The 17,154-nt window shown below is 43.9% G+C and carries 15 protein-coding genes; 7 read left to right on the top strand and 8 right to left on the bottom strand.

Going from position 1 to position 17,154, the window contains the following annotated elements:
* Positions 1-30: 30 nt before the first annotated feature.
* The 4 genes from HF312_08530 to hpnC form a co-directional block, all read right to left on the bottom strand.
* Positions 31-2,079 carry a thioredoxin domain-containing protein gene (locus HF312_08530; protein MCU7520247.1) on the bottom strand — a complete coding sequence of 683 codons (2,049 nt, stop codon included), beginning with the start codon at positions 2,077-2,079 and terminating at the stop codon, positions 31-33.
* A 212-nt stretch (positions 2,080-2,291) separates the two neighbouring features.
* Complete coding sequence (locus HF312_08535) at positions 2,292-3,590, bottom strand: NAD(P)-binding protein (GenBank protein ID MCU7520248.1); 1,299 nt, start codon at positions 3,588-3,590, stop codon at positions 2,292-2,294.
* The gene (hpnD, locus tag HF312_08540) at positions 3,590-4,432 is read right to left on the bottom strand and encodes a presqualene diphosphate synthase HpnD (GenBank protein MCU7520249.1); all 843 of its coding nucleotides are present in this window, start codon (positions 4,430-4,432) and stop codon (positions 3,590-3,592) included. Before hpnD ends, HF312_08535 begins: the two co-directional genes overlap by 1 nt.
* A gap of 6 nt (positions 4,433-4,438) precedes the next feature.
* Positions 4,439-5,287 (bottom strand): squalene synthase HpnC, encoded by an 849-nt coding sequence (hpnC, locus tag HF312_08545; protein ID MCU7520250.1) that lies wholly within the window; start codon positions 5,285-5,287, stop codon positions 4,439-4,441.
* A 266-nt stretch (positions 5,288-5,553) separates the two neighbouring features.
* Between hpnC and HF312_08550 the strand changes: the two genes are divergently transcribed.
* A complete protein-coding gene (locus HF312_08550; GenBank protein ID MCU7520251.1) occupies positions 5,554-6,678 on the top strand; it encodes a hypothetical protein in 1,125 nt (374 codons plus the stop codon).
* 12 nt (positions 6,679-6,690) lie between these two features.
* Here HF312_08550 and HF312_08555 read toward each other — a convergent pair whose 3' ends face one another.
* Positions 6,691-7,521, bottom strand: a complete 831-nt coding sequence (locus HF312_08555; protein MCU7520252.1) for a toxin-antitoxin system YwqK family antitoxin — start codon at positions 7,519-7,521, stop codon at positions 6,691-6,693.
* 145 nt (positions 7,522-7,666) lie between these two features.
* Here HF312_08555 and HF312_08560 point away from each other — a divergent pair, with 145 nt between their 5' ends.
* The gene (locus tag HF312_08560) at positions 7,667-8,707 is read left to right on the top strand and encodes a toxin-antitoxin system YwqK family antitoxin (GenBank protein MCU7520253.1); all 1,041 of its coding nucleotides are present in this window, start codon (positions 7,667-7,669) and stop codon (positions 8,705-8,707) included.
* Positions 8,708-8,748: 41 nt separating this feature from the next.
* Here HF312_08560 and HF312_08565 read toward each other — a convergent pair whose 3' ends face one another.
* Positions 8,749-9,039, bottom strand: a complete 291-nt coding sequence (locus HF312_08565) for a hypothetical protein (protein MCU7520254.1) — start codon at positions 9,037-9,039, stop codon at positions 8,749-8,751.
* A 272-nt stretch (positions 9,040-9,311) separates the two neighbouring features.
* On the opposite strand from HF312_08565, the gene HF312_08570 reads away from it, so the two are divergent.
* Entirely contained in the window at positions 9,312-9,695 is a 384-nt protein-coding gene (locus tag HF312_08570) for a rhodanese-like domain-containing protein (protein MCU7520255.1), read from the top strand.
* Positions 9,696-9,771: 76 nt separating this feature from the next.
* Here HF312_08570 and HF312_08575 read toward each other — a convergent pair whose 3' ends face one another.
* Positions 9,772-10,335: a DUF3341 domain-containing protein gene (locus HF312_08575; GenBank protein ID MCU7520256.1), complete on the bottom strand. Its 564-nt coding sequence runs from the start codon at positions 10,333-10,335 to the stop codon at positions 9,772-9,774.
* A gap of 128 nt (positions 10,336-10,463) precedes the next feature.
* Positions 10,464-11,000 (bottom strand): lipocalin family protein, encoded by a 537-nt coding sequence (locus HF312_08580; protein ID MCU7520257.1) that lies wholly within the window; start codon positions 10,998-11,000, stop codon positions 10,464-10,466.
* A gap of 374 nt (positions 11,001-11,374) precedes the next feature.
* Between HF312_08580 and HF312_08585 the strand changes: the two genes are divergently transcribed.
* From HF312_08585 to HF312_08600, 4 genes are all read left to right on the top strand, one after another.
* Positions 11,375-12,049, top strand: a complete 675-nt coding sequence (locus tag HF312_08585) for a DUF5020 family protein (protein MCU7520258.1) — start codon at positions 11,375-11,377, stop codon at positions 12,047-12,049.
* Positions 12,050-12,071: 22 nt separating this feature from the next.
* The gene (locus tag HF312_08590) at positions 12,072-13,403 is read left to right on the top strand and encodes an NCS2 family permease (GenBank protein MCU7520259.1); all 1,332 of its coding nucleotides are present in this window, start codon (positions 12,072-12,074) and stop codon (positions 13,401-13,403) included.
* Positions 13,404-13,495: 92 nt separating this feature from the next.
* The gene (uraA, locus tag HF312_08595) at positions 13,496-14,788 is read left to right on the top strand and encodes a uracil permease (protein ID MCU7520260.1); all 1,293 of its coding nucleotides are present in this window, start codon (positions 13,496-13,498) and stop codon (positions 14,786-14,788) included.
* Positions 14,789-15,014: 226 nt separating this feature from the next.
* Positions 15,015-17,111 carry a T9SS type A sorting domain-containing protein gene (locus tag HF312_08600; GenBank protein ID MCU7520261.1) on the top strand — a complete coding sequence of 699 codons (2,097 nt, stop codon included), beginning with the start codon at positions 15,015-15,017 and terminating at the stop codon, positions 17,109-17,111.
* Positions 17,112-17,154: the final 43 nt, after the last annotated feature.

The raw sequence follows: 17,154 nt of genomic DNA on the forward strand, positions 1-17,154 counted from the left end.
ATCTAGTTCAAATTAAGGAAAAAATGCGCTCTATTCAAGAATATTTAAGTCCCTCATAGCTTCTTTTAATTCCTCAAAGGAGAAGACGGGGCGTCTGCAGGTATAATTCTGGCAGATGTAGTAGGTAATTTTTCCCTCAATTACCCTTTTCCCCTTCTGGAGTTCAATTTTTGCCGGGCTGCCCTCGGTGCGGCAGGAGAGGATTGAGAACGGGAAAAACTCATTAAAAAAGAGTCTTATTACCTCTTTCATCTCAAGTTCGGTATTTGTTACGACGGCAACTTCACGCGGCTTCATGAAGTCGTAGTATACGGCCGAGAGCATATAGGAAAAGCTTTCCGGGTGTTTTATAAGGAGGTCGTGCATATAAGAGTAATCCATCCTGGCAATTTCAGCAAAGCGCTGTTTATTGCTAAAGACAGCAAGTTTAAGGAGAGCCGTTACGGCCGAAGAGTTGCCCGAAGGGACTGCCTGGTCGTAGAGTTCTTTGGTTCTTAAGATGAGGCCGGGAGATTGCCTCGGGGCGAAATAAAAATCATAGGAGGCCGGGTCGTAGAAATTTTCTATCATTATTTCGCAGAGCGTGTCTGCCCTTTCAAGCCAGACTTCCTCAGATGTCACCTCATATAGGGAGATGAAAGCCTCCAGGGTGAAGCTGTAATCGTCCAGGAAGCCGGGGCTTTTAATCTCCCCATCCTTAAATGCATGCAGGAGCGTGTTTTCCTTAAAGCAGTTATTCCAAATGAAATCTCCATTTTTTCTTGCGGCATTAAGGTATTTTTCGTTACCCGTAACGCCATATGCCAGTGCGAAAGCCTGCAGCATGAGGGCGTTCCAGTTTACAAGTATCTTGCCGTCGAGGCCCGGTTTAACCCTTTTTTCCCTCGAGGCAAAAAGTTTAGTGCGGACGCCGCTTATTATGCTTTCTGCCTGTGTGGGGGTAATGCCGAGCTGTAGGGAGAGTTCCTCAAGAGTAACGTGGCTTGTAAGTATATTTTTTCCCTCAAAGTTCCCCTTCTTTGAAACGCCGAAGAATTTAAGTGCGGCTTCAAATTCAACTCCTGAAAGTATATTTTTAAGCTCGTCATAATCCCAAAGGAAAAACTTACCCTCAACGCCTTCCGTATCTGCATCCTGCGCCGAATAAAACCCGCCTGAAGAGTCTGTCATTTCGAGGATTACATAAGAAAGTGTATCTTCTGCAATTTTAAGAAAGAACCCGTTGTGTCTCAGCTGGTATGCTTCCAGGTATGTGCGGCTAAGGAGGGCGTTATCGTAGAGCATTTTCTCGAAGTGAGGTACAAGCCATTCATTATCTGTAGAATAGCGGTGGAAGCCTCCACCAATCTGGTCGTAAATGCCACCGTGGGCCATTTTCTTCAATGAATTTTCGACCATTTCAAGTGCGACCTTATTTTCCGTTCTGGAGGCGTAGCGCAGTAAGAACAACAGTGTCATTGCAGAGGGGAATTTTGGTGCTCGCCCGAATCCGCCATACTCCTCGTCGTAATCGTTCAGGATCACGGTAAAGACGCTGTTAAAGTCAGGAAGAGTAAATATATTCTTATTTTTCTTAAACTCCGAGGCCTTTGAGAGCGCATCGAGAATTCCTGGCGTCTGATTGAGTATATCATCTTTTCTAGTTCTGAAAATTTCAGAAATAGCGTTAAGTATCTGTACAAAGCCTGGCCTTCCGTATTTTTCCTCCGGGGGAAAATAGGTGCCGCCGTAGAAAGGAATGAGCTCAGGAGTCAGGAAGACCGTAAGAGGCCAGCCTCCGGATCCGGTTGTAATCTGGACGAAATTCATATAAAGGCTGTCAATGTCGGGGCGTTCCTCCCTGTCGACTTTGACATTAACAAATTTCTCATTCATCAAAGAGGCGATTTCAGGGTTTTCGAAAGACTCGTGCGCCATAACGTGGCACCAGTGACAGGCGCTGTAACCGATGCTGAGCAATATCGGCCTGTCGAGTTCTTTGGCGCGTCTGAAGGCCTCATCACCCCAGGGATACCAGTCGACCGGGTTATCCTTATGCTGCTGCAGATAAGGTGAAGTTTCATATTGCAGTCGGTTCATAGTTCTCCTCTTAATGTGCATCTATACAAGATAATACGCTTAAGACCGCAGTTCAAGGCAGTTAAAGAGATTACTGAATAAGAAATGGAATTTACAGCCAAGGATATAGCTAAGTTGTTGTTTTATTATAGTTTAGGGATTCTGCCGGAATTAAATTCCAGGGGATTTTTCAGTTTATATAAATGAAAAGTTATTAAAAGTCCCGTAAGGTTTTATTTCCCGTATTCCAGAACTGCCTTAGCTGCATCGTGACCGCTTTTAACTGCGCCTTCAATTGTAGCAGGAAGCCCTGTCTGTGTCCAGTCGCCAGCCAGGAAAAGGTTTTCTATGGATGAACGGGTTCCGGGCCTGTGTTTTATTATGTCAGGAGAAGGAATAAAAGTTGCCCTTTTTTCCTTAATGAGTTTTGCCCAAGAGACGAGACTCCGGTTAAACTGCGGGAAAAACTTTTCCAGCTCTAAGAAGATTATATCCTGAAGTTCTTCCCTGCTTTTGCCCGAAATTTCATCTGCATTGCTTATTACAATTGAGATAAATTTCCCATGGTTAAAAACCCAGTGAACCGGAGAATCTATCAGTCCGTAGAATTCGTCCTTAAAGGGGTTTTCCTTAAGCCATAGGTTCAGCGACAAAATGGATGAGTAAGCGATGCCCTCAAGGCTAAGGCTATCAACAAACTCCCCGGGGAATACCCTGGAAAAAGCGTGGTAAGGAAGGGCGGAGATGACAAAATCAAAGCCGGTTACTTCCCTATCCTGAATGATGATCTTTTTTATTTTGTTATTCTTAATTTCAACCGATTTAACAGGCTCAGAAAGTGTGATATTTCCGCCGTGCCGGCAGATGAAATCTACCGAATCCTGGCAATAAAGCCCGCTTAGGCCAGTGCGCGGCAGTATAATTGAAGCTGCACGGCTGCCTTTTAAGAACATCTCCTTAAGGATGGAGGCAAAAATGGATGCCGAGGCCCTTGTAATATCTGTATTTAACGCGCCAGTAGAAAGGATTTCCCAGAAGGCTTTTATAGTGCCCGGGCTTTGCTTTTCTTTTTTCAGCCACTGAAGAACGGTCAGGTCTTCTATACTTTCAGGCCTCAGGAGGATGAGCTTTGAACAGAGGCCTATAATTTCAAGCCTTTCTGAAAACTTAAGCGCTTTGTAGGACATAAGTCCAAGAAGAAGGTTAAAAGGATAGAAAGCATTCCCTGTTTTAAGAGGAGTAAGTCCCAGCGTTTTATCCACGAAGCTAACCGAGAGGCTTTTCTGAATTTTAAGCTTATCTACAGAGCCGATCAGGCGAAGGAATCTGAGGGTTTCATTGTAGCAGCCCATCATGATATGCTGTCCGTTATCTATTACGTCGCCTGTTCGTGCTTCAGTAAAAGAGTATGCGCGGCCGCCAAGTTTCGGGGCGCTTTCGAAAAGTTCAACACCGATTCCTGCCTTTGCAAGACTAACTGCAGCGCTGAGGCCTGCAAGACCGCCGCCAATAATTACACACTTAGGCTTCATCAATAGACAAGGCTGTATTTTGCCCAGACTCCGAGTGCAATGCCGACTTTTTCAAATTTAGTAACTTTGATCTTCTTGTCGTAGACATTATAGTGGCTGGCCTCGATTTTCTGCAGCAGTTTATAATAAATATGCTGCATTGCGCGGGCAGCAAACATGGCAGGTTTATCCTCAAGGTCGAGTGCGTGGTTGGCCTTATCGAAATAGTTCTTGGCTCTTTCGGCTTCATACTTCATTAGCTGTACGAAATTTCCATTATAGACGCTGTTTAAGAGTTCCTGTTCAGAATAGTTAAATTTGAGGAGATCCTGCTGAGGCAGATATATGCGTCCGTTCTGTGCGTCGGTTTTAACGTCCCTTAAAATATTTGTAAGCTGAAGTGCAAGGCCCAGGTTGACGGCAAAATCCTTAGCTGATTTATTCTTATAGCCGAAGATTTCAATGCACATGAGTCCCACGGTTGAGGCTACCCTGTAGCAGTAGAGAGTCAGGTCTTCAAAAGAAAGGTAGCGGTTTTTCTGCAGGTCCATTTCCATGCCGCCTATGAGTTCAAAGAAAGGCTCAATCGGGATATGGAACTGCTGAATAATATGGGAGAGCTTGTTAAAAAACTGATAGTCGGAGCTTCCGGTTAAAGATTTTTCGAGCTCAATGCGCCATTTGCGCAGCATTTCGTACTTGACTTCCTCAGGCTCATTGCCGCTGTCTACAATATCATCGGTCTGCCTGCAGAAGGCATAAACAGTATTCATGGCGTCTCTTTTGTCGTTCGGCAAAAGGCTGAACGCGTAGTAAAAACTGCTTTTGCTGCTTTTGGCAATCTGCTGTGAAAAGTCTGTCATAAAAGCTCAAAAAATTGATTTAATTAAAAGGTTAAAATATTCCAGTTTACCAATGTGCGGCCTATGGCTTAGCACATCGCAGCCGTTAGCTTCGATCCTGCTTAGTATTTTCTCTCCGCCAAGAATGGTCCACTTAATTTCATAGTTAAGCGGTCTTGGCAAGTGCTCTAAAAGAGGCCTGCCTAAAAGGAAAAGTTCTCTGGCCCTATGGACCTGAAGCTTTATCAGTTGTTTAAAGTTAGTATTAATTTTCTTTAACTCAAAATCATTTTCATTCACCCCGAAACTTTTCATCTCCTCAAGAGGAATATATATTCTTCCTTTTGCATAGTCTATGCAGACATCCTGGTAAAAGTTGGTAAGCTGAAGCGCCGTACATATTTTGTCGGATAATAAGGCAAGGCCAGGATCTCTTTCACCGAAGAGTTCAAGTATAATTCTTCCTACGGGGTTAGCCGAATAGCGGCAGTAGTCAAGAAGTCCATCAAATGTATTGTACCTTTTTACCTCAACATCCTGCCTGAAGGCCTTAAGGAGGTCAAAAAAGTAAGATGGGGTCAACTGCATTTCATTTATTGTACTGCTTAAAGCCCGGTAGAACGGGTTATTTCCTTTGTCCTCCAAAGCAAACTTAAGGTTTGACTCCATCTCGTTTAAGGCCGAGATCCTTTTCGCAGGCAGGACGTCACCCTCGTCTGCCAGATCGTCCGCCATTCGGGCATACTTATAAATAACCGCAACATGCTTCCTTAGTCTACGGGGAACGAAAAGCGAGACGACAGGAAAGTTTTCATAGTGCGATGAAGCTGCTTCAAGTGAAGTCTTATATTCTTTTTGTAATTCTTTATTATCCAATATCTTATAACTATCCGAATGTTTAATAATGAGGCTCATAAAAGCCGGATAAAAACGCCCTTCTAATTTAGTGTATGTTTGCATTTAAAGCAAAATTACACGCCTGGTGCTGTGAATTCTTTCAGTGACAGCCGTCACAATAGTCCCGGGCCTGAGTCTGAAAAAGTTGCGGGGGTCACAAATTCGGTTACATTTAATATAAAGGGATGTACCCGGATACAGCTAAATTAAGACACGCTGCTACTTACAAAAAGAGATGACAAATTATGAATATCAGAGGGATCCTTTTAATAATTATTTCATTGCTGCTTACCAACATACTCTTACTGGCACAAACCGACGAGACGGAAAAAATTGAATACTATCAGATGGAGCCATATAACGACAGCCTGTTTGTCAAGATACAGGAAGAAGTCTTTATAGATCCGCCTGATCCGAAGGCCGAGATAATTGTGGATTTAAGGGACGCAAACAATCAGACTGTTTCAATTAAAGGTGCCTTATACCCATTTTTATCTTTTACACCAGAGACGCGCGCAAAAATTATGACTTATCCATTCAAGATAAATCTGCTGGACGATATCAATTTCGGGAGTGTTTTTACGCGCGTTATAAGCAAGATCAGGATGAATAAGATTGTTGAGCCCCCGAGGAAAAACCAGATTGCCTCGACGCTGTTTTACGTTAATCCGTACCTGCAAATCTACGGCTGGGAAAGGTTCGGCATTCCATTTAAGGACGACCTTGGAATTTCCGTAGGATTCGGGACCCCATATTCCGCCCCTTTGGAGACAAACTTTGCAGAGGCAAATGTCCATATTCTGGGCTTCTACGGCGGGGCTTTTACAAATATGGAGCCTATAATAGAGCCGAAATTCTTCCGCAACCCGCTAATTGCAACAACCGGCTATCAGGTGGGTTATGTAATTCCGCTCGGAAATTTCTTTGAATTTAATTATCAGAGGACTGTGGAGGACTTAAGTAAAGATTATATTTCCACAATAATAAACGGCGACAGCCTGAAGCAGCTAAAGCTCATGCACGGCTCGTATTTCAACTGGGAATTCCGGTATCCTTTCAGGACCTTAGGCAGCAGCCGAGCAAAGCTTTATGTGGCTAAATATCAAAATGAGATCCACGTAGGTTATATGGGACGGGAATTATCACTGGCCGGGAGCACTTTTGACTTCAGATTCGACGCACTGGTAGAGACACACGACAGAAGGCACCAATATGCGCTTGATATACTGGTTCAGAGGGTTGCTTCGGGCTGGGGCTTTAGTACACTTGCCCTTGGCCCCAGCATAGTAATGGCAAGGGATCACGACGGGCATTTCGGCTTCATGACGTTCTTTATAAATGCCAGGCTGAAGGTAGGAACTTCACTTTAGAAGTTGAGCGATCTATCCTGCAATTGCCAGGAAGATGATATAAACGGCAAATATTACGGCAAAAACCGCAGCTATTTTGAGCAATCCTCCGGCAATTTTTCTGGCTTTAAGCCCGGCTTTTTCATAGGCGGAAGATTCATAATTAAAGCCCGCCTGCTTTTCACCTTCAGGCACAACAACTTCCTTTTTTTCTCCGTTTTCATAAAGAATCCTGGCCTTAAGTTTACCAGATTCATCGAAGAGGAGGTTTTCGCCGTGTTTTTTGCCAGTGACAAAGTTAATTTTCTCCTTCAGCTTTCCGTCTTTAAAGAAAATCTGCGTCGAGCCGTGGTCTTTACCGGCAGAGTAGTTTTTTTCTCCCAGGAGCTGGCCGTTTTCGTAATAAAACCTTGAAGGCCCGTCGGGGACGCCGTTTTTATAAGACCACTCCCCTTTGAGCATGCCGCTTTTGTAGTAAGTGGTCTTTTTCCCTTCAATTTTGTCGTCTACCAGTGTTTGATTTTCTCTTAGGGGGCCGGATTTGTAGAAAATTTTGGTTGGGCCGTTTTTCCTTCCGCCACAGTAGGAGACCTCAGCTTTTAGTTCCCCGTCCTCGTAATAATACTTAGCATCTCCGGAGATGAGGTCATCCTGGTACTGGATATCGCTTTTCAGTATACCGCTTTCAAAGTAAGTTCTTGAAGGGCCTTCTTTCTTCCCCGCCTTAAAGTAAGAAAGCTCCATTAAGCGGCCATCCGTGTAGTAAATTCTAGACTCCCCATCCGGAAGCCCGTTTTTGTAGCTGGTTTCTTCTCTTATGTTCCCGTTTTCGTAATAGGTTGTAAAAATGCCGTCATATACCATAAAGCTGTACCGGAAATTGTTGGGGAAATTGGTTTACGAGTGTAAAAATTTAAGATTTCAAAAAAAAATTGGAAAAACATATTTAATTATCGAAAACTTTTTCGAGTATTTAAAAGAAGAATTCAGAAAGTAGAAAACAGGACTAATGGAAAACGAATATCCAAATTTAACTCCGGATAATTTAGAGAAAGAATCTCCTTTTGATTACTCCAGCACATATTACGACAGCGGGAAAATCAAATGTGAGCGTTTTTTTACAGATGACCACCTCCTTCTTAAAGAGATTCACTACAGCCCTGCCGGACAGATCAGGGAGATAGTCAACTATAAGAAAGACGGGACGAAATATCTTCATCAGTATTTTCAAAATGAAATTGTAAAAAGCGGACTGGCACTTACTTATTATGAAAGCGGGGCCATACAGAGCCAGAAATACTATGTTGACGGAAAGGTGCACTGGGAGGAGAAGATATTCGGGCCCGAAGGGCAGCTTCTTGAGATAATTACATACATAAAGGGGGGTAAAACCGGGGTAAGCACAATATTCAACCAGCTGGGAGGTAAGATCAGTGAGATCACGTATAAAGATAATCAGCCCGAAGGGATATCCAGGTTTTATTATGACAACGGGCAGCTGAAGGCTGAAATAAGCTACATTAAGGGGAAGAAAAACGGCGTCTCAAAAATATACTACCAGAACGGAATAATGAAAGTAGCCGAAAGCATGAGGGACGACGTACGCGACGGCCTTACAAAAACTTTTTATGAAAACGGGGGTTCAAAGGAAGAGTGGTATTTTCTGGACGGAGAACTCAACGGAAACTGCAAGTTTTTCTACAGAACGGGGCAGCTCTTCGGGACCAAGAATTACGAGAACGGCAAAGAAGAAGGACTCTCGCAGTTTTTTTATAAAAGCGGGAAATTAAAAGAAGAGATTATATACCATGAAGGGAATAAATGGGGTGTAAGTAAAGTATATGATGAGAACGGCAATATACAGGTTGAATATATATACAAGGATAACGAGATAATTGAAGAAAAGAGGAGCGCGCCTGTTTATCAGGAGCCGGCCGGCACATCATCAAAAAGTGAAAACGTCAGGAGAAATATCAATTATTTCCTTATATTTTCAGCTGTGCTGATAATGCTTTATCTGCTCTACGCATTTATTCTTTATGTAGTGTAATAGGAACAACAGCTTCAGACGACAAATCCCGGGGACTGCTATCAGGATTTGTTAAATTTTGTTCCTTTCAGCAGAAGATTGGCACAGAAGACACTCACTCCGTAATTTTTCACATAATCGTTTAAGGCTTTTTCAAACTTCTTTTGGTCGGTGACATCGAAATCGAGCTCCTTCGAATAGAGAAGCTGATAGCAGAATTCGTTTGCTGTTATATCTTTTTTCAGATAACCTTTCATTGAGGAGGAGTCAGGAGTCTGAAGGACAAGACTAACGCCCATTGCCTTCTCCCACTCAGCAGGTGTTTTAACCGTTTGTTTCTGAAGGACTTCCATTATGCATCTCACTCCAATTATTGATGAGTAATTTTATTGATTTTCTTTTTAATATGCAATATGGGGAAATGAAAAATATAGATGGTGTTTATTTTACTTTCTCCCCCTTTTTTTTCCATCAGGCGGCAGACCAAATATTCCTGAATCTTTATTTCAAAAGGTGAATCTTATATAGAAGAACGTCATTAAGAGTTGTACAATACTATTTAATAAGAAGCTGTAATTAAGTCAACATTAATGACGCAATGCCATAAAATAAAGAAGGATATTTAATGCCCGCAGGACAGATCATTTTTTATATTTTCATCGCTTTTGCCGTAATTTTGTACATCAGGAAATCGCTTAGAACAAAGTCTCTCAAAAATTACAGTACACACGAAGTAAAAGACAAGCTAAAGAGCAGTGCCCGTGACTTTGTACTTCTGGACGTCAGGACAGACGCCGAACGGGCCGACAGGCATATAAAGGGCTCGATGCACATTCCGCTTAACGAGCTTAATTCAAGAGTGGAAGAGCTTAAAAAAGTAAAAGACAAAGAAATAATATGTTACTGCAGGAGTGGGAACAGAAGCACCACAGCCGCGCTTTTGCTTCAGAAAGGAGGCTTCAGGACCGCTAATATGAGGGGCGGCATGATGGCCTGGGACAACAGGTAGAAACCCTGAGGCAGATAAAAATAAAGCCGCATTAAAGATATGCGGCTTTGCAGCTTCGGCTTTCCAGCAGTGAGACTTAAAATCTCCTGTTTTCAGGCGGAGCATCGGCATTATAGTCTCCAGATGCTTCGGAAGTCGAAGAAATGTCCTCAGCGCCTGTCTGCGAGAGCATTTCCTTAGCTCTTCTAACCCAGTTTTCGTCATCGCAGTGTACTGAGAGAAGGATTCCGCCTTTACGTATGCGTCCGTCGTAGCGTTTAGCCTCGAATTCAGGGATTCCCATTCCGATGAGTGTTCCGGTAATACCTCCAATAGCACCGCCAGCGCCAGCGCCTGCAAGTGCAGCTACAATAGGACCTGCAGCCAGGAAGGGGCCGATGCCAGGAATTGCAAGTGCCCCGATACCAGCCAGCCATCCTAAAGCTCCTCCTACAACCAGTCCAGTTCCGGCTCCTGCTGCAGCGCCTTCGGGGGCTTTAGTTCCCTTTTCCAGTGCAAAGTCTTTTGAGCCTTCATTTTCCTGCATTAAGACTGAAATATCTGTATTTCTAAAGCCTGCATTCTTAAAGGCATCCACAGCATTTTCGACGCCTAAGCGGGTATTATATATACCGAAGACCGCCGTGTTTTTGCCAGCCATATGTCCTCCAGTTAGTTCATATAAGTGTAATAATTTACATTAGGCATTTAATTCCGGTCAATCAAGTGACTTTTATGGTAGGAAAAAGCGAACTAGGTATTGTCTTACACCTGGTTTTCCAGTAATTCTTATTTATCCTGTCTTGTAATTTGAAAGCTTTTCGGGTCGTAGCCCTGTTTTTTAAGGATTTCCCAGGCTTCATTCAGCTTTTCAGCAGGAAGCTTTGGTGTCCGGCTTAAAATCCAGCCGTATTTTCTGTCGGGCGAGCCAATGACTGCATATTGATAATCCTTATCCAGGCCGATTATCCAGTAATCTCCCCAGAAGGGCCTGATTCCAAGAATGCTGAAGAAGCTTACTTCGAGTTTTGAGTTTGTAGATTCCTCAACAATGCGGGCAATACCGGTGGCGACATTCCGTTTACCATCTTCCTCGTCGCAGCTATTAGTAACATTTATTCTGCCGTCTTCTCTAAGCGAATACTCTGCTGTTGTGTTTCCGGTGCAGTTTTTCTGAAATCTGTTTGGAATTCTAGCAATTTCATACCACAGTCCCGCATAGCTTTTAAGGTCGACGAAGGGCACGGTTTGAGGTTCATCTGTCTTTTTTTCCTGGGAGGAGACTATTCCGGCCAGGACCAATACTAAGGTCAAAGCTGTTTTCATGAATCAAATCCGGAAGTTTATACGTTAAAAGGGTGATTACTTAAAAATTTAGCACTGGAAACATCAAAATCAAGGCTGGAAGTGGTAAGGCAGAGATTTTTCGAGGGACCGGGAGCGAATTATTATTAAGCTTTATAGGGCCATATGCCTTATTAACATCACAAGAATAGATGATTAGCTTAATTTTTTAATAGTATTTGAATAAATTCCTTTTATAATTTAAATAATAGCCTTATTTTTGTGGCGTAATTTGAGTTTTGATATTTATATTTAGCAGACGGGCATTCTGGACAAAGCCCTTCCGTGAATTTATAAATATCATCTTAGTTTTATTTCACTTAAAGCAAAACTATAACAGGAGAAAGAAATCTTACATGAAAAAGTACTTATTTATACTGATGTTCTTTTTATCAGGTTCACTCATGGCTCAGAATTTACAGCTGCATTATGATATGGGAAAAGACAGGCACTATTTCACATCTACGCTCGAAATGTTTAAGCCTGACGAATATGGTTCCACATTTTTATTTATTGATATGGATTACAACCGCGGCGGCAATAAAAGCGCCTCGCTGGGATATATGGAAATTGCCCGTTACGTAAACCTTCCCTTTGTAAAAGGTTTATCTGCCACGGTTCAGTATAATGACGGATTAGTTTACAATAAAGACCTGAATATGGATTTCCCGCTCGGGCCCGTATGGCTGGGTGGATTCAGCTATCCGATAGATTTAGGTTTTGTTACTTTGAACACAGATCTTTTATACCGCGCAGATTATCTGTCGGAATCGAAGGCAAACGCGCAGCTGACGACGGTATGGTTCAAGTCGTTTTTCGACAACAGGGTTAATTTTACGGGTTTTATGGATATCTGGTCAACAAAGCAGGCCGGGAAGAATCAGATTGTACTGCTTACAGAGCCCCAGATATGGTTTAATTTAGTAAATCACCTTGCAGTAGGAAGTGAAGTTGAAATAAGCAATAACTTTATACCTGGCAAATCGAGTGTTCAGGTAAATCCGACTATTGCAGCAAAGTGGACATTTTAACTAATCAAATCCGGGGAATAACATGTTAAGTCAATTTTTTGAGTTCGGGAAAAATAAAACAGACCTGAAGACGGAGATTCTTGCCGGAGCAACTACATTTCTTGCAGCGATGTATATAATTGTAGTGAATCCAGCGATTTTAAGCAAGACCGGGATGTCATTCAGTGCAGTGCTTACGGCAACCGTACTGGTTTCCGCATTCTGTACAATAATGATGGGTATATATGCCAAAAACCCGATACTTGTGGCGCCGGGCATGGGATTAAACGCATTTTTCACGTTTTCAGTTGTTCTGGGCATGGGTGTCAGGTGGGAAACTGCACTGGGAGCGGTTTTCTGGGCCGGTGTGGCATTTATGCTTCTTTCAATATTTAATATACGTACATTTATAGTAAAAGCGATTCCGAAGCAGATACGTTACGCTGTTTCAGCGGGAATAGGGCTATTTATTGCGCTTATTGGTTTTGTAAACGCAAAGTTCATAGTATCCAACCCCGCAACCATTGTGGGAATAGGGCACCTGGATGCGGTTACAATAACATTTCTTATTGGACTTCTTTTAACATCGGTACTTGTAATTAAGCGCGTCAAAGGCGCTCTTATCTTCGGTATTATTCTAACTACAGTTTTTGCCATACCGATAGGCAGGTTTTACGGGGATGCCTCGGCCATTAACTTCGGGGTTCCGACACTTGTAACCTGGAAGGGTCTTTTCTCCGCGCCGGACTTCAGTCTCATAGGCAAGCTGGATCTTTTAGGCTCTCTTCAGCTCTCGATCTGGCCTATTGCTTTTGCATTTCTTTTTACAGATATGTTTGACAGCCTTTCGACATTTGTTGGTGTTGCCGAGGCAGCCGACCTTCTGGACGAAAAAGGCGAACCGAGGAATGTAAAGCAGTCACTTATAGTTGATGCAGTTGCAACTGCGGGTGCAGGTTTGGTAGGCAGCAGCGCAGGCACGGCGTACATCGAATCGGCTACAGGTGTCGAGGAAGGCGGAAGGACAGGAATGACAGCTCTTACAGCAGGGCTATTGTTCATTCCCTTTATGTTCATTTCACCGCTTTTGTCCATTGTCCCTTCAATTGCCACCTCCCCTGCCCTTGTGCTGGTAGGTGTATTTATGATGAAGCCGGTTCTAAAGATAAACTGGTCGCAGTTTGACGACGCGATACCGGCATTTTTAGCTCTCGTACTGATTCCATTTACTTATTCAATTACGGAGGGCATAATATGGGGATTTCTATCCTGGACGGTAATTAAGCTGGCTCTGGGTAAGCGTAATGAAGTTTCCCCTATGCTGATAGTAATTGATATATTTGCAATTGTTGCCCTCGTATTGGCACAGAGGTAATTGACGGTTATAGATTATAAAAAGGGCCTTGTGCCCTTTTTTTATGAACCTTTTTTTAGTAAAAGCATTTTCGAATTTTAAGAAGGAGTAAAATGGCAACCCGTGTTATTGATGTAAACGAAAGGCCCCCGGTGGCCGAAAGCATTCCATTAAGCTTCCAGCATTTATTTGCAATGTTCGGGGCATCGGTTCTGGTTCCAATACTTTTTAAGATCAATCCTGCTACAGTTCTTCTAATGAACGGAATAGGCACGCTGTTATACATTTTTATAACAAAAGGTAAGATACCTGCCTTTCTGGGGTCAAGTTTTGCGTTCATTTCCCCCGTATTTCTTGTCATCTCCGGGGGGAACTATCAGCAGGCCTTAAGCGGATTTATTGTTTCAGGGCTTGTATTTATTACGGTAGCAATTTTGTTCAGGTATTTGGGTACCGGATGGATTCACGTAGTATTTCCGCCTGCTGCAATGGGGGCAATTGTAGCTATAATAGGACTTGAGCTGGCACCGGTTGCGGCTAACATGGCGGGTCTGATATCGAAGAACAATCAGCCTCTGGATCCGAAGGCCGTAACGGTTTCCATAAGCACTCTTGCAGTGGTAATTTTAGGATCAATTCTGTTCAGGGGATTCCTGAAAATAATTCCTATACTGATAGGAGTTGTATTCGGTTATGTCCTTTCACTTTTAATGGGAGTTGTAAACTTCTCTGCCATCAGTGGAGCATCGTGGTTTGCGCTGCCGACTTTTTACACACCAGAGTTCAGTGTTTCTGCAATTGTAGTTATCATTCCGGCCTCTCTGGTTGTAATAGCCGAGCACATTGGCCATCTTATTGTAACGGGGAACATAGTAGGGCGCGACCTGGCAAAGGATCCGGGTCTGCACCGTTCACTGATGGGTGACGGGATTTCGACGACAATTTCAGGATTATTCGGTTCTGTACCTACGACCACATACGGAGAAAACATAGGGGTTCTGGCCATAACAAGAGTTTACAGCGTATGGGTAATTGGCGGCGCGGCAGTAATATCAATTGTAATATCATTTTTCGGAAAGTTTGCCGCTGCCATACAGACGATTCCACTTCCTGTAATGGGCGGAATTTCACTCATGTTATTTGGCGTTATTGCAGCCTCAGGAATCAGGATGCTTGTTGAGGCCAAGATAGACTACAGCAAGCCAAAGAATCTCATACTGACTGCCTTTGTTCTTATAATCGGCCTTAGCGGCGCGCAGATAAAGATCGGTTCTGTGACATTAGCCGGAATGGCTCTGGCAACGGTGTTCTCAATTTTTATCAGTCTGGCGTTTAAGCTTTTTGACGTCTTAGGGCTGATGAATGAGGAAGAGGTCCAACGTCCGACGTCCGAGGTCCGTCAGTAAGAGCAGAGGAAGAATTATTTGATCAGGAGCCACGGTTTTGTTTAGCCGTGGCTTTTTTGTATCTATTCCCCATCATTGATGCCGTAAAAGTTTGCACGGAGTCTGATAGATAATATTTATTACCCGATAAATGGGATTGATTTTAAGTTCAAAAGGGATTTATTTCGGAGTAATAGCACACATCTTCAGATTGGTTTTAAAACAACTAATTCCAGGGGAGGTAATTATGGTGAAGAAGAGGATACTTATTTCTTTTTTCGCAATCGTTCCCGTTTTACTCCTGTTATCATTTCAGACAATTTCCGCACAGACTTTAACCATTACAGTTGAAGGCCGTTCACCCGGACAGTTAAAACTAACCGAAACTACACAGATGTGGCCCGTTTCTTCGGGTCTGCCCGTTGTAGCACTCGGCAAGAGAGTATACCTGTCGGCAGATACAACTCGAGGGGGCGATACGACAGCCACAGCGCCTTTAGTGACATGGACGCTGACAGCAAAACCTGCAGGTTCAACTGCAACATTTGATTCGGCCGGTACAACCAGCGGGAATTCTTTCGTAGCCGATATGAGAGGCTTATATACGATAACCGCAACTATCGGCTCAAAAACGGCAACGCAGAACATTTTCGTCAGCGTATATAAAGGCATTACACTTACAAAGAACTGCGCCCCGTGCCACCAGACTCCGAAGACTATAGACAAATTTCCGCAGTGGAGCCAGTCGGCACATGCAACGATGTATAAGCGCGGCATCACAGGGCAGCTCTTCGGTGAATACGGTACATACTGCGTCAAATGCCACACGACGGGATGGGATTCAACGCTGGCAAACGGAAACTTTGGTTACAGGGCAAAGATCACCGGATGGGACACAACATGGTACAAGCCCAGAAAACCAGTCAATGATACAATTCATATTACACCGGGAGATTCGAGCAGATGGACACTGCTTGAGACACAATACCAGAGTGTAGATTCAGTAGCTAACATCGGGTGCGAGCAGTGCCACGGTCCGGCACAGGACCACGCATCGACTGCCGATCCGACAAAGGTTGCTGTTTCACTTCAGGGCAGCGTATGCAACGTTTGCCATGACCTGCCGCCTAGCTATGTGGTGGGAGGCGACTGGAGGCAGTCGAACCATGCAACAATGCCTTTAAGCGGCGAGGAAGCCGGACGTACAACCTGCTACCCGTGCCACAGCGGTGCTGCAATTGTAAAGTTCGCCAAGAACAAAACAACTCCGGGCTACAGTGCAACTACGGACAACGTTCCATCGATTTCGTGTGCAAGCTGCCACGATCCTCATCAGGCGAAGAATACAACATTCTCGGTCAGGCTGCTTACGCTTGATTCACTTGTCAACGGCTACAAGCCGCAGAACCCGACCGGAACGGGATCCATGTGCATGAACTGCCATCATGCCCGTGAGAACTCACAGGTAAGGGTGACAAACCAGGCGAAGAAATTTGCCGACCGGTTCTATCCGCATTACAGCCCGCAGTCGGATATGTTCCTGGGCGCCAACGGATATGAATACGGGCAGAACTTTACAGGTGAAGGCACGCACAAGAATGTTATGCCGAATGCCTGCGTTACGTGCCATATGGCGGCAAATCCCGATACATCAGTCAACAGGTTTGCCGAGGCAAACCACTACATGAAGATGGTTGATCAGCAGGGCAAAGACAGGGTTTATGCCTGCAAGGGCTGCCACCCGTCGGTTACGAGCTCCTTTGATGACGTTAAGGCTTCAAGCGACTATGACAAGAACGGTAAAATCGAAGGTGTTCAGACGGAAATCAGGGGATTACTCGACCAGCTGAAGGCAAAGCTTCCGAAGGATTCAACCGGTGAAGTTGTTACAATGGCAAGGGATTCCATGATCGTAAAGAACTTCCCGGGATATCCGAAGATTCTGGGACCGATGTGGGATTACTACTTTGTCAAGAACGACTGGAGCAACGGAGTCCACAACTCCAGATATGCCGTTTCACTGCTGCAGGCTTCACTGCTGCAACTGACCGGTGTTGAAATGACAAACAACGTAATTCCGCAGGCCTATTCGCTGCAGCAGAATTACCCGAACCCGTTTAACCCGGCAACAACCATTGAATTCTCAATTCCTGAAAATACAGACGTGACACTGAAGGTTTACGATGCCGTAGGACGCGAGGTTGAGACGCTCCATACAGGAACTCTAAAGACCGGGAACTACAAGATTATATGGAACGCCACCAATCTTGCCTCAGGAGTATACTACTACAAGCTTTCCACAGTTAACTATTCAACGGTTAAGAAGATGGTTTTCCTGAAGTAATTACTTAGAAGGGATCTGATGATGTAATGAAGCCCGGTTTAAT

The sequence above is a fragment of the Ignavibacteria bacterium genome (genome assembly GCA_025612375.1).
Lineage (GTDB): Bacteria > Bacteroidota > Ignavibacteria > Ignavibacteriales > SURF-24 > JAAXKN01.

Bases quoted from the DNA above. Each gene is read 5' to 3' on its own strand.
- HF312_08575 (MCU7520256.1), bottom strand. From the start codon at position 10,335: ATGGCTGGCAAAAACACGGCGGTCTTCGGTATATATAATACCCGCTTA.
- HF312_08565 (MCU7520254.1), bottom strand. From the start codon at position 9,039: ATGGAAGTCCTTCAGAAACAAACGGTTAAAACACCTGCTGAGTGGGAG.
- HF312_08535 (MCU7520248.1), bottom strand. From the start codon at position 3,590: ATGAAGCCTAAGTGTGTAATTATTGGCGGCGGTCTTGCAGGCCTCAGC.
- HF312_08550 (MCU7520251.1), top strand. From the start codon at position 5,554: ATGAATATCAGAGGGATCCTTTTAATAATTATTTCATTGCTGCTTACC.
- hpnD (MCU7520249.1), bottom strand. From the start codon at position 4,432: ATGACAGACTTTTCACAGCAGATTGCCAAAAGCAGCAAAAGCAGTTTT.
- HF312_08560 (MCU7520253.1), top strand. From the start codon at position 7,667: ATGGAAAACGAATATCCAAATTTAACTCCGGATAATTTAGAGAAAGAA.
- HF312_08570 (MCU7520255.1), top strand. From the start codon at position 9,312: ATGCCCGCAGGACAGATCATTTTTTATATTTTCATCGCTTTTGCCGTA.
- HF312_08590 (MCU7520259.1), top strand. From the start codon at position 12,072: ATGTTAAGTCAATTTTTTGAGTTCGGGAAAAATAAAACAGACCTGAAG.
- HF312_08585 (MCU7520258.1), top strand. From the start codon at position 11,375: ATGAAAAAGTACTTATTTATACTGATGTTCTTTTTATCAGGTTCACTC.
- uraA (MCU7520260.1), top strand. From the start codon at position 13,496: ATGGCAACCCGTGTTATTGATGTAAACGAAAGGCCCCCGGTGGCCGAA.
- HF312_08555 (MCU7520252.1), bottom strand. From the start codon at position 7,521: ATGGTATATGACGGCATTTTTACAACCTATTACGAAAACGGGAACATA.
- HF312_08530 (MCU7520247.1), bottom strand. From the start codon at position 2,079: ATGAACCGACTGCAATATGAAACTTCACCTTATCTGCAGCAGCATAAG.
- HF312_08600 (MCU7520261.1), top strand. From the start codon at position 15,015: ATGGTGAAGAAGAGGATACTTATTTCTTTTTTCGCAATCGTTCCCGTT.
- HF312_08580 (MCU7520257.1), bottom strand. From the start codon at position 11,000: ATGAAAACAGCTTTGACCTTAGTATTGGTCCTGGCCGGAATAGTCTCC.